The organism is Maribacter algicola, from assembly GCF_003933245.1.
GTDB lineage: Bacteria > Bacteroidota > Bacteroidia > Flavobacteriales > Flavobacteriaceae > Maribacter > Maribacter algicola.
The window spans coordinates 714,683-730,192 of sequence record NZ_QUSX01000002.1 but is presented as its reverse complement, the minus strand read 5'-3'; the positions used below and the strand labels follow the sequence as shown (position 1 = coordinate 730,192).

Here is a 15,510-nt window from a genome sequence, read left to right as displayed (position 1 = left end):
CAATCAATTTTTGATTGGGCTTTTTTGACGTAACCCTGGGCCAAAAAGTATGAGAAAATCAGAATTACCGGATTTTGGTACTTCCAACTTTTATGATACGTATATAAATACGTTGGAAGACGTTAATCTTATGGATGCCTTTTATGAAGGAAAGGAGTGGTTTCTAGATTATGTAAAGGACCTTCCCTTGGAGCAACTTGGCTATGCCTATGGCGAAAATAAATGGACCGTTGCCGAGGTATTGATCCATATCATTGATACGGAGCGTATTTTCCAATATAGGGCCTTCCGGTTTTCAAGAAACGACAAGGTTGAATTGCCCGGTTTTGATCAGGATGCATACATTTTTGAAAGCAATAGTCTCAATAGGACCAAAGAGGATATCCTTGAGGACTACTTGGCCGTTCGCAATGCTACCATCACCCTGTTCAAAAATTTGGGAAATGCCCAATTGGGTCGGGTGGGGACTGCAAGTGGAATTATGTGGAGTGTCGCCGCATTGGGTTTTGCCATTAGCGGGCACCAAAAGTATCACGCCAATATCCTAATGGAAAAATATTCATAGACTAATCATACTCTGAATACGCATCCTCATCGGATTCATAGTTCATCTCCATTTCAGGAATGATTTCTTCTTCTTCCCGCATTACTTCTTCGGGAGTTTTACTTTCAAGTTCCTTTTCTATGGCATCTTCAAAGTTGGCAATGAAATTTGAAAGACTTTTGCTGATCTTAACCAAGTACAGCGTATCCTCTGTTCTAAGTTCTACGGCTTCCACAAATTCGCCATGGGCATTTTTGAATACGATAATGTCTTCATCACCATAGCCATAGGGATATTTTTCGATTAACAGGGAAGCAAGCCGATGGTCTAATTTTTTGTAGTCGATAAGTCGTCTGATCATAATAGTTTAGGTTAGTTGCGGTTTTATTTTATTCTTGACCTAAACTAATTATTTAATCAACGCATAAATGTAAAGAGTTGTGAAACAGTGGTTTTAGTATATGAAAATTTTATTCCATGTAGTATGCAAAGGCTTGCTTAAATAAATCGGGAGAAATGGTTACATCAATTTGGGCTTTACCAATACGATTTAAGAGGACAAAATTGATGTTTCCGTGTGAATTCTTTTTGTCATACTTCAAAAGTTCAAGAATAGCCGTGATATCCTTTTCGGTAAATTCAATTTTTTTGTAGTACTTCAAAAAGGTGGTTTTTATATCCTCCAGCTGCTCATGGGACAATCCGGTAATCCTGTACGAAAGGTATCCCTCCGTAATCATTCCTATGGCAATAGCCTCGCCATGTAGCAAGGTTTCCTTGTTTACATTTTCCAAAAAGTAGGACTCTATGGCATGCCCCAAGGTATGTCCGTAATTTAAGATTTTACGAATGTTTTGTTCGGTAGGGTCCTGTAGCACTACCTTGTTCTTAAATTCTACGGAAGGAAAAATATGATTTTTTAATTCGTTGATGGAACGTACCTCTTTTAGCGATTCCCAATAATCCGAATCTCCAATAAGACCATGTTTGAGCATTTCTGCAAAGCCACTGGTAATCTGTCTTTCATTCAATGTTTCCAGGAATTCCGATACTATCAAAACCATTTCCGGCTGATTGATGACCCCAATCTGGTTTTTCAAGGGCCCAAGATCAACACCCGTTTTTCCTCCAACGGAAGCATCAACCATGGACAAAAGGGTAGTAGGTACGTTTATAAAGTGAATCCCTCTTTTAAAGGTAGAGGCCACAAACCCCCCAAGATCCGTCAAGACTCCTCCGCCCAGATTGATCATGAGACTCTTTCGGTCCGCACCAAGTTCGGAAAGCGCTTCCCAAACACCTACACAAGTTTCTATGGTTTTGTTGATTTCCCCTGATTCTATTTCAATGATTTCAAAAGTATACTCCCCTGCAATTTCAGACATAAATTGCGGCAAACACAATTCATGGGTGTTCTCGTCCACCAAAACAAAAATAGTGGAGTAGTTATGGGAAGCTAAGTGTGAATTTAGAACCTCAAATGCCATTTTGTCGAAATGGACCGAATAAGAATCTGATACTATGGACTGCATGGAACCTAAATTATATATCGACCAAAAAACTTTAATTTAAGAGCGCAAAATAATGGTTATTTTAATCAATAGAATATAAATCCTGTCTTTATCTTTGATGCCTTAATAATTGTCTGCATATGGATGCTATTTTTGAGAATACGGCAACCGCTTTTTCCTTAAAGACGGATTCTGAACTGGAACGGGCCTATTTTCTCTTTAAGATGATTGCCAATGAGCCACTTGTAAAGATAGGGACGGCAATGACCAATTTTGCCATTAAGGCCCATCTTCCTGTAGAGGGTCTTATTAGGGCCACGGTCTTCGATCATTTTTGCGGAGGTGTCAATGAAGCCGACTGCATGCCGGTTGTGGACAAAATGTTCGAAAAGGGGGTATGCTCCGTTTTGGATTACTCGGTGGAGGGCAAGGATGAAGAAGACCCTTTTGACAACGCCACGGAAATGATCTTGAAAATCTTGGATTTTGTCAAGGAAAAGGATGCCATTCCGTTTGCCGTGTTCAAACCATCCGGATTTGGAAGATTTGCCCTATACCAAAAGATAAGCGAAGGAGGGAAATTATCAGAAAAGGAAGAGGCCGAATGGCAACGGGTCATCAATAGATTTGATAAAGTGTGCAAAAAGGCGCATGACCTGGATGTCTCTTTGTTGATAGATGGGGAAGAAAGCTGGATGCAAGATGCAGCCGACCAGCTTGCCGAGGACATGATGCGCAAATACAACAAGAAGAAAGCGATTGTCTTTAATACTTTGCAGACCTATAGATGGGATAGGTTACCGTATTTAAAGGATTTGCACGAACGTGCTGACAAGGAAGGATTTAAGATCGGAATCAAGGTAGTTCGTGGCGCCTATATGGAAAAGGAAAATGAGCGGGCCAGGGAAAAGGGATACCCAAGCCCTATTTGCGAGTCAAAAGCGGCTACCGACGAAAATTTTGATGCCACTATCGCCTATATGCTCGAAAATTTGGAGGTAATGTCCATATTTTCAGGAACACATAATGAAAATAGCTGTTATAAGCTAATGCAGTTGATGAAGGAAAAGAAAGTGGATAACAATCACAAGGACATTTGGTTTGGACAACTTTACGGAATGAGCGACCATATTTCCTTTAACCTCGCTGCCCATGGTTATAATGTGGCAAAATACCTTCCCTTTGGACCGGTTAGGGACGTTATGCCCTATTTGATCCGCAGGGCGGAGGAGAACACTTCGGTAGCGGGGCAAACAAGTAGGGAACTTTCCTTGTTGAAGAAGGAACGTAAACGGAGAAAAATCTAGTTATTTAATAGAGACCGATTCAATACTGGCCTTATCAGGACAGTTCTTAACCCAAGCTTCCAATTTTAAATCCCCTTTATCACCTTCAATGAAGTAAGATTTACAAGGAGAACTTTTGGTGTTGCTTGCAGAGAAATCCACATCCCCTTCAGTGAGCAGATAAACGATATCCAAACTATCCAATTCCTTTTCCGCTAGTTGTCTTTCTACCTCGTTTGAATAATATAATGATTTGGACCGAATGTCCTTTAAGGTCCTACAGTTGGGGAAATAGCAAAAACTGACTCCTGTTTCATCCGATTTTTTCCGAAGAAACATTGCCAAGAAAACAATCCCGATGGCAAGTCCGCCCAAATAAAATCCCAATCGCTTTAAAAAAGACATGATACATATTAAAAATTAGAGGGTAAAATTAACGGTTTAATGCGGATGTCGAAAGCAAGGAGTCCTATTTCTAAAAAATTAGGAAGTTGATATCGCTATAGGAGAGGTCGAACCAATCCCCAACAGATTTATTGGTTAGTATACCATGGTACATATAGAGTCCGTTACGAAGCCCCTTGTCAAAGCGAAGCGAGTTTTCCAAACCTCCGTCCTCACCGATTTTTAGTAGATACGGGGTGAAAATATTACTGATGGAAACCGAAGCCGTTTTTGGATACCTTGAGGGTATATTGGGCACTCCGTAGTGGAGTACACCAGATTTCTCTATAGTGGGTTTATTATGGTTGGTAATCTCACTAGTTTCAAAACAGCCGCCCGTATCAATACTCACATCGATAATGACCGCTCCTTTTTTCATGTGTTCCACCATGGTACTCGTAACGATTATGGGAGACCTACCTTTACCTCTGGTAGCTCCAATGGCCACATCACAGCGTTTTAAGGCCTTTAAAAGATTTTTAGGTTGAATCGTGGAAGTATAAACGGTTTGTTTAAGATTGGTCTGAATATTTCGCAGCCTGGTTATTGAATTATCGAAAATCTTCACATTGGCCCCAAGTCCTATGGCCGATCGTGCGGCATATTCCCCAACGGTTCCGGCACCAATGATGACCACTTCCGCAGGTGGTACCCCACTTATGTTGCCAAACATGAGTCCATTTCCTTTGTTGGTCGCCGCCATGAGTTCTGCAGCAATAAGAACGGAAGCCGTTCCGGCAATTTCACTTAATGACCGTACTGCGGGATATTTGCCATCTTCATCGCGGATGTATTCAAACGCAATGGCCGTAATTCTTTTTTTGGCCAACTCCTCAAAGTAACCTTTGTTTTGTGTTTTGATTTGCAAGGCCGATATCACCGTTGTTTGTGGGTGTATCATGGCAATCTCTGAAAGGGTGGGGGGCTCTACTTTTAATAGTAACGGACAGGAGAACACTTTTTTTGTGTCCCTTGTAATTTCACCACCGGCATCCACATAATCCTTGTCAGTAAAGTTGGCCCCTTCACCAGCACCTGATTCCAGTAGAACCCTGTGTCCGTTGGATGTAATGGCGTTTACTGCGTCTGGGGTTAGGCAAATACGTTTTTCTTGGTATTGGTTCTCCTTGGGTATACCAATAAATAGTTCCCCTTTTTGTCTAAGGACTTCCAGGGTTTCCTCTTGCGGCAGTAGTTGCTGTTTACTAAAAGGAGAGCTAGGTTGGTTCATATAAGGGTATCTAAAAAAGGACTTTTTAGTCCTAAATCAAATGTACGATTTTTAGATAAATGACCCTTTGCAAAGTTTTGGAAAGACCTTATTAGAATTTAAAATGGAACCAGTTTTGAAGTTTCTCTTGGAATATTTTTAGACCTTGCTCGATACTATCGGTAGAAAGTTTTCTGTCTATTTCCTCCGCAAGTGACTCTTGATTTAATTCATCCTTGGTATCTTCTATGTCATTTTTGATATTCGATGTATACCCATCGGAAATATTTTTTTCCTTTAATTCCTCCAATTCCGCTTCCATAGCCTCCAAATCGATACCATGGACGTATTTATCATATAACTTAATTCTGATGAAATAGACAAAAGGAATAACGATCATACAGATTGGTAAAAGCCATAACAAGTTGGCAGTATCAACTGCTTCATCATTGATAAATAATACTTCAAACAATTGGAAAGCATACATTGCTATGGGAATTAGAATAATATGGTACCACCAATCCCTTGAAGAAAGAAACCATAAGATTAACAAGTATAATGGAACAATCTTTCCAACCAAAAACCAGACATAAGTATTTACATCTTCAAACCCGTTATCCTTGATTTCAATACCCAAAAAATCAATTCTAAAAGTCGCCGTCTGCGGAAAATAAACATGCGCTTTAAAAATAAAGGGAGATAAAACAATAAAAAAGGCTATAGAAGACTCCAAAAGGATTCTCTTCCTAGCCCTTAATCTTTTGTAATTTTTCATCTTTGCCATTAATGCGAATAACATCTAACATTATGACAACGACTAAATTCATTAATTATTGAGTCTACAATAAAAAAGTGTTACTGTCTGCCTGGCACTCTTATTTTTGACCTATCAACGCTAACAGTAGCATCATCAGGAGTTATAATTGGGGCCGTCATAGCCAACAAGAAAAATCCTAAAGCCAAAGAGGCCAAAAAAGTTCTTTTGTTTTTCATTTTCATTAGGGGTTTTTAGTTAGTACTCTACTTGTTCTAGTGCAAACGTAAGAAAAAATGGACAAACATAATGCGTTTAAACGTTAAAATTGCGTATTTCAACGTGAAAAATGTACATTTTATCGATTTCAATGTGTTTCATCGAAAAAATACAATAAAATCCTTCTCTAGACGACGTGGTTTATTTCAGAAAACAGAGGTGATTCTAGTTGGCACCTATCCAAATGATGTTAGTCTTCTGGTTGTCGCATCCAGAATTTCAATTTTTAAGGATACCAAATTCTCAGGTAAAAGTGAAGGAATCTTTTCGGGCCATTCCATAAAAATATAGGCATCCGTGTTAAAATAATCCTCCAACCCAAAATCCAAGGCTTCCATTTCATCCTTCAGTCGGTAAAAATCAAAATGGTAAGCAATAAGATTTCCTTCACCATCCGCATATTCATTGACCAGTCCAAAGGTAGGACTGCTTACTTCATCCACAGCTCCCAACTCCTTGACAAGGGCTTTGATCAAGGTAGTTTTTCCGGCACCCATGGGGGCATAGAAGGCAAATGTTTTTAAAGCAACTTCCTTCAAAATTGATTTCGAGATTTCTTGAATGTCACTTTCTTTATAAACCAGTTCCATTGAAGACTATTTGGGTTCCAAAACTACAAAAGGAACGATCATTTCTTCCAAAGAAACACCCCCATGTTGGTAAGTATTCCTGTAATAACTTACGTAATGGTTGTAATTGTTGGGATAGGCAAAGAATAGGTCGTTCTTGGCAAAAATAAAGGAACTACTTACGTTGATGTTGGGCAGGAAAATACTTTTGGGATCCTTGGCAGCGAAGACATCCTTTTCCTCATAACTTAGACTCCGGCCCGTTTTGTAGCGCAGGTTTAAACTCGTATCCCGATCCCCAATGACCTTGGATGGGGATTTTACATTGATAGTGCCATGGTCCGTTGTTATAATCAATTTCATGCCCAATTGCTGGGCTTGCTGAATAATTTCCAATAGAGGGGAATTCTTGAACCAACTCTGGGTAAGTGATCGGTATGCCTTGTCATTGGAAGCCAATTCCTTAATAACTTCCATCTCCGTTTTGGAGTGGGAGAGCATGTCCACAAAATTGTAGACAATCACCGTAAGATCGTTGTCTTTTTGGGATTTGAAATTCTGTGATAAGTGTTTTCCCTGCTTTAGACTACTAATTTTGTGGTATTCCCATTTTAAATCGAGTCCCAATCGCTTCAATTGCGCCTCCAAAAATTTATCTTCATAAAGGTTTTTGCCTCCTTCATCCGTATCGTTCTTCCACCAATCTGGATATTTTTTCTCCATATCCAATGAGGTAAGTCCAGAAAATATCGCATTTCGTGCATACTGGGTGGCCGTGGGCAAAATACTATAATAGGACTTTTCCTTGGTCTTTTTGTAAAAGGAACCTACCGTGTCCTCAAAGGAATACCATTGGTCGTATCGCAGATTGTCCACAACGATCAACAGTGTTTTTCCTTCCTTTATTTCTGGGGCTATCCAATTTTTAAAAAGGGTATGGGACATTACGGGGGCTTCTGCACCATGGAACCAATCTTCGTAATTTTTATCGATGAACTTTCCAAATTGATTGTTGGCCTCTATTTTTTGGGATTCCAAAATCTCGAACATACCGCTATCCTCAATTTGCTCCAGTTGAAGCTCCCAATAAATCAGTTTTTTATAAAGCTCCGTCCATTCCTCAAAGGAATTGACCATGGAAAGGTTCATAGCAATTTTCCGAAATTCCTGCTGATAGTTACTGGTTGTCTTTTCCGATACCAATCTAGAATGGTCCAGGCTCTTTTTCAGCGAGAGCAGTATTTGATTGGGGTTTACCGGCTTTATAAGGTAATCGGCGATTTTTGAACCAATGGCTTCTTCCATAATAAATTCTTCCTCACTTTTGGTAATCATCACCACGGGCAAGGAGGAATCGATGACCTTGATTTCGCTCAGGGTTTCAAGTCCGGAAATGCCGGGCATATTTTCGTCCAAAAAAACGATATCCACGCGTGTCTTTTCGAGTTCTTCTAAAGCTTCTTGTCCGCTTTGGCAGGTAATCACTTCATAATTTTTATTTTGTAGAAAGAGAATGTGAGGCTTTAAGAGATCCACTTCATCATCTACCCAAAGAATTTTTATTTTGTTCATCCAATATTCTTAAACGTTTATCGCTGCTCGTAATTCGTGACTGGTTCCCTTCGACTGTGCTCAGGGTGACAGTTCGTTTTTCGTTGTTGGTATTGAATACCTCAAGTCTCACATCTTCTATCCCAAGTCTCACATCTCACATCTCAGATCTCTATTCTAAACACGAGGTATTACCTCATTTATTTGCATAACTTTGAAAATCAGATGTAATTTCTTTGTGTTAAATGAAACCCAACAAGCTTACCATATTCAACGATCCAATTTACGGATTTATTAGTATACCCAGTGATTTGATTTTTGACCTGATTGCTCATCCGTATTTTCAGAGATTGCGTAGAATTTCCCAAATGGGGCTTTCTTATTTGGTATATCCGGGTGCACACCATACCCGGTTTCACCATGCCTTGGGTAGCATGTACCTTATGCAAAAATCGATACAAGTACTTCGCTATAAAGGGGTGGATATTTCGGAGGCGGACGAGAAGGGACTTTTGGGGGCGATTCTTTTACACGATATAGGTCATGGACCATTTTCACATGCCATGGAACATAGTATCGTAAACGGGCTGAGCCACGAGTATATATCGATGCAATTCATGAAAGAACTGAATGTTGTTTTTAAAGGTGAGTTGGATGGGGCCATTTCAATATTTACTAGGAAACATCCCAAGAAGTTTTTGAATCAATTGGTTTCAAGCCAGCTGGATATGGACCGATTGGACTATCTAAAGCGGGATAGTTTCTATACCGGGGTTTCTGAAGGGAATACCAATGCCGATAGGCTCATCACCATGTTGAATGTGGTAGACGGTAATCTCGTAGTGGAGGAGAAGGGGATTTATTCCGTGGAAAAGTTTTTAATGGCCCGCCGTTTTATGTATTGGCAGGTGTATCTACATAAAACAGGGGTAGTAGCGGAACAGATACTGATCAGTATTTTGAAAAGGGCCCGATTTTTAATCAATAATGGCGTAAACCTATTTGGTAGTACGCCATTGCTGTTTTTTCTACAAAACGATATACATCTTGAGAACTTTGACGCCAAGGTTCTTGAATTGTTCTCCAAACTGGATGACGTTGATATCCTTTCGGCCATAAAAAACTGGCAGGACGCCGAGGATAGAGTATTGGCCACACTTTGCAAAATGCTCATCAATAGAAAACTCTTGCACATAAAGGTAAAGAAAGAACCCATTAAGAAGGAGAAATTATCCAAAAAGAAAGAAAAGGTAGGGGCGTTGTTAGGGCTAACTACGGACGATGAAATCTCCTATTTCTTTTTTACGGGAGAAATCGAGAATAGGGCCTACAATCAGGAAAGCCAAAACATCCACATATTACGAAAAAATGGTAAAATCGTAGATGTGGCAAAACTTTCGGACCACTTGAATATTAAAGCCCTGTCAAAAACTGTCATCAAATATTATATCTGTTACCCTAAAGAGGCCGTATAACAATTTTTCTTACATTTGTGCCCATGGTGTTTACAGCAGGTCAAATTGCGGGTATTTTAGAGGGTGAAGTCCATGGAAATCCAGAGATAGCCGTTCATAAATTGGCCAAAATCGAGGAGGGTGAAAAGGGCTCTTTGACCTTTTTGGCCAACCCAAAGTACACGGCCCATATTTACAAAACAAGAGCTTCCATTACCATTGTAAACAAGGATTTCATTCCGGAACAACATTTGGAAACCACCCTAATTAAGGTTGAGGACGCCTACAAATCATTCTCTAAATTACTGGAGTACTACAACCAGGTAAAAAATAATAAGATTGGTATTGAGCAACCGGTTTTTAAATCGGATTCCGCAACATTTGGGGATGGATTATATTTAGGAGCCTTTTCCTATATAGGCAGCAACGTAGTCATTGGGAATAATGTGAAAATCTATCCGAACGTCTATATTGGCGACAATGTGAGAATTGGTGATAATGTGGTAGTTTTTGCCGGGGCGAAGATTTATTCGGAAAGTATCATCGGTAATAATTGTGTAGTTCACAGTGGTGTTATTATAGGTGCCGATGGTTTTGGTTTCACCCCAAATTCCAATGGAGAATTCAGCAAGGTGCCTCAAACGGGAAACGTTATTCTTGAGGACAATGTGGATGTTGGGGCAGGCACTACGATCGATAGGGCCACCTTAGGTTCTACCATATTGAGAAAAGGTGTAAAGTTGGACAATCAAATTCAGATTGCCCATAATGTGGAAATAGGGGAACATACCGTGATTGCGGCCCAAACCGGAGTAGCAGGTTCCACCAAGATAGGAAAGCATTGCATGATAGGGGGACAAGTTGGAATCGTGGGACATATTGTTATTGGCAATAATGTCAAGATTCAGGCACAGTCCGGAATAGGAAGAAATGTAAAGGACAACGAAGTCCTACAGGGATCGCCAGCCCTTAATTATGGTGACTTCAATAAATCCTACGTACACTTTAAAAACTTACCTAAAATAATTAACAGAATCGACAACTTGGAAAATAAGGATCGACGATGAACACAAACGAAAAACAACGCACCATTGGGGAAGAGGTTTCCCTTACCGGTGTTGGTTTGCATACAGGAGAGAACGTAACCATAAAATTTGTTCCCGCTCCTGAAGACCATGGCTATAAATTTAAGCGTGTAGACCTTGAAGGGGAACCGATCATTGAGGCCGATGCCAATTATGTGGTAAACACCCAGCGAGGCACCAATCTTGAAAAGAATGGGGTGAAAATCCATACTTCAGAACATGTATTGGCCGCCCTCGTAGGTCTTGAAATTGACAATGTCCTCATAGAGTTGGATTCTCCAGAACCTCCCATTATGGACGGTTCCGCAAAGTTCTTTGTAGCGGCTCTTGAAAAGGCAGGCATTGTGGAACAAGAAGCATTGCGGGAAGAATATGTGGTAAAGGAGGTATTGACGTATAAGGATGAATCCAGCGGTAGCGAAATTACCGTAATACCCGCAGATGAGTATCAAGTGACCACCATGGTGGATTTTGGGACTAAGGTATTGGGTACCCAAAACGCTACTCTTGAAAAAATATCCGATTTTAAAAAGGAGATTTCTGCAGCACGTACCTTTAGTTTTTTGCACGAGCTTGAAATGCTTTTGGAAAACGGACTGATCAAAGGAGGTGATTTGAACAATGCCATCGTCTACGTTGACAAGGAAATTTCAGAGGCAACCATGAAAAAACTGGAAAAGGCCTTCAACAAAGAGAAACTATCCGTTAAGCCCAATGGAATACTGGACAACCTAACCTTGCATCAACCCAATGAGGCCGCACGTCACAAGCTTTTGGACGTGGTTGGTGATTTGGCACTTGCAGGTATGAGAATCAGGGGAAAGGTAATTGCCAACAAACCGGGCCATTTTGTAAACACCCAGTTCGCTAAAAAGTTATCCAAAATCATAAAGTTGGAGAAAAGAAACAATGTGCCCAAATATGATCTGAGCCAAACTCCTTTAATGGATGTCACTCAAATCATGAAGATGTTGCCACATAGGCCACCATTTTTGTTGGTCGATAAAATCTTGGAGTTATCGGATTCACATGTCGTAGGTGTGAAAAACGTTACCATGAACGAACCTTTCTTTGTGGGGCATTTTCCGGGAGCACCCGTTATGCCGGGAGTTTTACAAGTGGAGGCAATGGCCCAAACGGGAGGGATCTTGGTCTTGAGTACCGTACCGGACCCTGAAAATTATTTGACGTTCTTCATGAAAATGGACAATGTGAAGTTTAAAAGGCCGGTACTTCCCGGGGATACCTTAATTTTTAAGTGCGATTTAATCTCGCCCATAAGAAGAGGTATCTGTCATATGCAAGCTTATGCCTATGCTAATGATAAATTGGTTTCGGAGGCGGAACTGATGGCCCAAATCGTAAAATCAAAATAATCGAAACTATATGAATCAGCCGCTGGCATACGTCCATCCAGGCGCAAAGATTGCAAAGAACGTAGTAATTGAACCGTTTACCACCATACACAACAATGTAACGATTGGTGAAGGTACATGGATCGGTTCCAATGTCACCATCATGGAGGGGGCAAGAATTGGAAAAAATTGCAACATTTTTCCTGGTGCCGTCATTTCCGCACCTCCGCAAGACTTAAAGTATAAAGGCGAGGAAACAACCGTGGTCATAGGAAACGGAACCACCATAAGGGAGTGTGCCACTATCCATAAAGGAACTTCTGACCGTATGAAAACGGTCATTGGGAAAAATTGTCTTATCATGGCCTATTGCCATGTCGCCCACGATTGTTTGGTAGGAAATAATTGTATTTTTTCGAATAATTCTACTCTAGCGGGACATGTGACTATTGGCGACAACGTCATTTTGGCCGGTTTGGTTGCTGTACATCAATTCGTATCGGTAGGGCAGCACGCCTTTGTTACAGGGGGATCGCTGGTTAGAAAGGATGTGCCACCGTATGTAAAAGCGGCCAGGGAGCCACTTTCCTATGTAGGTATAAATTCCGTTGGACTTAGGCGGAGAGGATACCAATCGGAAAAAATAAGGGAGATTCAGAATATCTATAGAATTCTATATCAGAAAAATTACAACAACACCCAGGCGGTCCAAATTTTGGAAGCAGAGATGGAGGCAACTCCGGAGCGGGACGAAATACTGCAGTTTATTAGGGATTCCCAACGAGGAATCATGAAAGGGTATTTCAGTAATAGTTAATTACCTTAATTTTGCAGCTACTTGTTTTTAAATAGTAGTTTAACATAAATCATTTTAAGTAAATAAGAATGGCATCTACATCGGATATTAGAAAAGGATTGTGCATTAGATACAATAACGATATTTATAAGATTATCGAATTTTTGCATGTTAAACCAGGCAAGGGCCCAGCCTTTGTAAGAACGAAACTTAAGAGCGTTACTACCGGAAAAGTTTTGGACAACACGTTCTCCGCAGGTCACAAGATTGAGGACGTGCGTGTGGAGACACGCTCCTATCAATTTTTGTATGCAGAAGGGGAGACTTATCATTTTATGAATACGGAGGACTACAACCAGCTTACGTTATCAGAGGGTGCTCTTGACGCTCCGGGACTTTTGAAGGAGGGTGAAGTCGTAAAGATCATGTTCAATACGGAGGATAGCATGCCCTTATCCGTGGAAATGCCTGCCAGTGTAGTTTTGGAAGTAACGTATACGGAACCTGGTGTAAAGGGAAATACGGCCACCAACGCTACGAAGCCTGCAAAGGTTGAAACGGGTGCCGAGGTAAATGTACCCTTATTCATTAACGAGGGCGATAAAATTAAAATCGATACCTCCAGCGGTTCCTATATGGAACGCGTAAAAGAATAAAACGACGTCCTTGAAATTTCCAACTACATTCACCCTTAAACAGATTTCAGAAATCATACAAACCGACTATGTTGGTGATTCAGATTTTCCTGTGATGGGCATGAACGAAATCCATGTGGTGGAACAAGGGGATATCGTATTTGTAGATCATCCAAAGTATTATGATAAGGCCTTGAATTCCAATGCTACGGTGATTCTTATCAATAAAGAGGTAGATTGCCCATCGGGCAAGGCCCTTTTGATTTCAGATGATCCTTTCAGGGATTTCAACAAACTCACCCAGTATTTTAGTCCCTTTGTTGCTTCGGTCAGAACGATATCCAATTCGGCCAAAATTGGAAAAAATACCGTGATACAACCTAATGTATTTATTGGAAACAACGTCACCATTGGCAACAATTGTGTGATCCATTCCAACGTGAGCATTTATGACAATTGTATCATTGGGAACGGAGTTACTATCCATGCTGGTACCGTGCTTGGGTCCGATGCCTTCTACTATAAAAATAGGCCAGAGGGTTTTGATAAATTACTATCAGGAGGAAGGGTCGTTCTAGAGGACAATGTGGACCTTGGAGCACTGTGCACCATAGATAGGGGCGTTACCGGCGACACGACCATAGGCGAAGGTAGCAAGTTGGACAATCAAGTACATGTAGGTCATGATACCGTTATAGGCAAAAAGTGTTTGATAGCTTCCCAAACGGGTATTGCAGGTTGCGTGGTCATTGAAGATGAAGTGACCCTTTGGGGCCAAGTTGGGACCAATAGTGGCATTACAATAGGAAAAAAGGCGGTTATTATGGGACAGACAGGAGTTACCAAATCGGTTGCGGGAGGTAAAAGCTATTTTGGAACTCCTATAGAAGAATCAAGGGAAAAGCTCAAACAATTGGCTTACACTAAAAGAATTCCAGAAATATTAAAAAAACTTGAGGATAAATAAGAAGCGGAATACTTTAGTATTCTTTGTCAATCATATATTTTTGCAAAAGAATTCTACCTCGGGGCTAGCCTACGAGGCATTCGCAAGGAACTATTTTTAATTTCTAGGCAAGTCAACTGGTATTTACCCATTGACGGTGCCAATAAAAACCAAACAGCAGTATGAGTGTTTTAGTAAACAAGGATTCCAAAATAATTGTACAGGGATTTACAGGAAGTGAAGGTACTTTTCATGCCGAGCAAATGATAGAATATGGCACCAATATCGTTGGAGGAGTAACTCCGGGAAAGGGTGGCCAAGAGCATTTGGGAAAACCTGTTTTTAATACCGTTAGCGAAGCTGTTGAAAAAGTAGGTGCAGATACTTCCATCATTTTTGTTCCACCTGCCTTCGCCGCCGATGCCATTATGGAAGCCGCCGATGCTGGAATCAAAGTTATTATTACCATTACCGAAGGCATACCCGTCGCAGATATGGTCATTGCTGCCAACTATGTGAAGGACAGGAACTGTAGGTTGATTGGCCCAAACTGCCCAGGTGTCATTACGCCTGGAGAGGCCAAGGTAGGTATCATGCCAGGTTTCGTATTTAAGAAAGGGACTATTGGAATCGTTTCTAAGTCAGGCACGCTTACCTATGAGGCCGCTGATCAAGTGGTAAGACAGGGATTGGGAATCACCACGGCCATAGGTATTGGAGGTGACCCGATTATTGGAACAACGACCAAGGAAGCGGTTGAGCTTTTGATTAACGACCCAGAAACCGAGTGCGTGGTAATGATTGGTGAAATTGGTGGTCAGTTGGAAGCTGATGCCGCAAAATGGTATAAGGAGAGTGGTAGCAAAAAGCCGATTGTTGGCTTTATAGCAGGTGAAACCGCCCCAGCAGGTAGAACCATGGGACATGCGGGAGCCATTGTGGGTGGAAGTGACGATACGGCCCAGGCCAAAAAGAAGATAATGCGGGAACATGGTATTCATGTAGTGGATTCCCCTGCCGAGATAGGTGTTAAGGTAAAAGAAGTAATGTCATAAAACTCACTTAAAATCTATAGTAAAATCCCGTTTTTG

The 15,510-nt window shown here is 40.9% G+C and carries 17 protein-coding genes; 9 read left to right on the top strand and 8 right to left on the bottom strand.

The features are described from left to right. The first annotated feature begins 49 nt into the window (after positions 1 to 49). The gene (locus DZC72_RS12475) at positions 50 to 565 is read left to right on the top strand and encodes a DinB family protein (protein WP_125223252.1); all 516 of its coding nucleotides are present in this window, start codon (positions 50 to 52) and stop codon (positions 563 to 565) included. A gap of 1 nt (position 566) precedes the next feature. Here DZC72_RS12475 and DZC72_RS12470 read toward each other — a convergent pair whose 3' ends face one another. After that, positions 567 to 905 (bottom strand): hypothetical protein, encoded by a 339-nt coding sequence (locus DZC72_RS12470; RefSeq protein WP_125223251.1) that lies wholly within the window; start codon positions 903 to 905, stop codon positions 567 to 569. A gap of 109 nt (positions 906 to 1,014) precedes the next feature. Continuing rightward, complete coding sequence (aroB, locus tag DZC72_RS12465; RefSeq protein ID WP_125223250.1) at positions 1,015 to 2,076, bottom strand: 3-dehydroquinate synthase; 1,062 nt, start codon at positions 2,074 to 2,076, stop codon at positions 1,015 to 1,017. A gap of 119 nt (positions 2,077 to 2,195) precedes the next feature. Here aroB and DZC72_RS12460 point away from each other — a divergent pair, with 119 nt between their 5' ends. After that, a complete protein-coding gene (locus DZC72_RS12460) occupies positions 2,196 to 3,362 on the top strand; it encodes a proline dehydrogenase family protein (protein ID WP_125223249.1) in 1,167 nt (388 codons plus the stop codon). Here the strand turns inward: DZC72_RS12460 and DZC72_RS12455 are convergent, their stop codons facing one another. From DZC72_RS12455 to porX, 6 genes are all read right to left on the bottom strand, one after another. After that, positions 3,363 to 3,746: a DUF4258 domain-containing protein gene (locus tag DZC72_RS12455; RefSeq protein WP_125223248.1), complete on the bottom strand. Its 384-nt coding sequence runs from the start codon at positions 3,744 to 3,746 to the stop codon at positions 3,363 to 3,365. It lies immediately after the preceding gene. Between the two features lie 70 nt (positions 3,747 to 3,816). Beyond that, a complete protein-coding gene (locus tag DZC72_RS12450) occupies positions 3,817 to 5,016 on the bottom strand; it encodes an alanine dehydrogenase (RefSeq protein ID WP_125223247.1) in 1,200 nt (399 codons plus the stop codon). Positions 5,017 to 5,107: 91 nt separating this feature from the next. Next, entirely contained in the window at positions 5,108 to 5,770 is a 663-nt protein-coding gene (locus DZC72_RS12445; RefSeq protein WP_243641732.1) for a hypothetical protein, read from the bottom strand. A gap of 80 nt (positions 5,771 to 5,850) precedes the next feature. Then, positions 5,851 to 5,988, bottom strand: coding sequence for a hypothetical protein (locus DZC72_RS17805; RefSeq protein WP_165869316.1), 138 nt, complete (start codon positions 5,986 to 5,988; stop codon positions 5,851 to 5,853). 216 nt (positions 5,989 to 6,204) lie between these two features. Then, positions 6,205 to 6,618, bottom strand: a complete 414-nt coding sequence (gene tsaE, locus DZC72_RS12440; RefSeq protein ID WP_125223245.1) for a tRNA (adenosine(37)-N6)-threonylcarbamoyltransferase complex ATPase subunit type 1 TsaE — start codon at positions 6,616 to 6,618, stop codon at positions 6,205 to 6,207. A 6-nt stretch (positions 6,619 to 6,624) separates the two neighbouring features. Then, positions 6,625 to 8,169, bottom strand: a complete 1,545-nt coding sequence (porX, locus tag DZC72_RS12435) for a T9SS response regulator signal transducer PorX (protein WP_125223244.1) — start codon at positions 8,167 to 8,169, stop codon at positions 6,625 to 6,627. A gap of 224 nt (positions 8,170 to 8,393) precedes the next feature. Between porX and DZC72_RS12430 the strand changes: the two genes are divergently transcribed. The 7 genes from DZC72_RS12430 to sucD all read left to right on the top strand — a co-directional run bounded on the left by DZC72_RS12430 (position 8,394) and on the right by sucD (position 15,474). Next, positions 8,394 to 9,623 carry an HD domain-containing protein gene (locus DZC72_RS12430; RefSeq protein WP_125223243.1) on the top strand — a complete coding sequence of 410 codons (1,230 nt, stop codon included), beginning with the start codon at positions 8,394 to 8,396 and terminating at the stop codon, positions 9,621 to 9,623. A gap of 23 nt (positions 9,624 to 9,646) precedes the next feature. Next, complete coding sequence (gene lpxD, locus DZC72_RS12425; RefSeq protein WP_125223242.1) at positions 9,647 to 10,669, top strand: UDP-3-O-(3-hydroxymyristoyl)glucosamine N-acyltransferase; 1,023 nt, start codon at positions 9,647 to 9,649, stop codon at positions 10,667 to 10,669. After that, on the top strand, positions 10,666 to 12,063 hold the full coding sequence (locus DZC72_RS12420) for a bifunctional UDP-3-O-[3-hydroxymyristoyl] N-acetylglucosamine deacetylase/3-hydroxyacyl-ACP dehydratase (protein WP_125223241.1): 1,398 nt from the start codon (positions 10,666 to 10,668) through the stop codon (positions 12,061 to 12,063). Before lpxD ends, DZC72_RS12420 begins: the two co-directional genes overlap by 4 nt. Positions 12,064 to 12,073: 10 nt before the next feature. Further along, positions 12,074 to 12,859, top strand: a complete 786-nt coding sequence (lpxA, locus tag DZC72_RS12415; RefSeq protein WP_099544614.1) for an acyl-ACP--UDP-N-acetylglucosamine O-acyltransferase — start codon at positions 12,074 to 12,076, stop codon at positions 12,857 to 12,859. Between the two features lie 68 nt (positions 12,860 to 12,927). After that, entirely contained in the window at positions 12,928 to 13,494 is a 567-nt protein-coding gene (efp, locus tag DZC72_RS12410; protein WP_125223240.1) for an elongation factor P, read from the top strand. A gap of 10 nt (positions 13,495 to 13,504) precedes the next feature. Next, positions 13,505 to 14,440, top strand: a complete 936-nt coding sequence (locus tag DZC72_RS12405) for a UDP-3-O-(3-hydroxymyristoyl)glucosamine N-acyltransferase (RefSeq protein ID WP_125223239.1) — start codon at positions 13,505 to 13,507, stop codon at positions 14,438 to 14,440. A gap of 161 nt (positions 14,441 to 14,601) precedes the next feature. Continuing rightward, entirely contained in the window at positions 14,602 to 15,474 is an 873-nt protein-coding gene (gene sucD / locus DZC72_RS12400) for a succinate--CoA ligase subunit alpha (RefSeq protein ID WP_125223238.1), read from the top strand. Positions 15,475 to 15,510 lie beyond the last annotated feature (36 nt).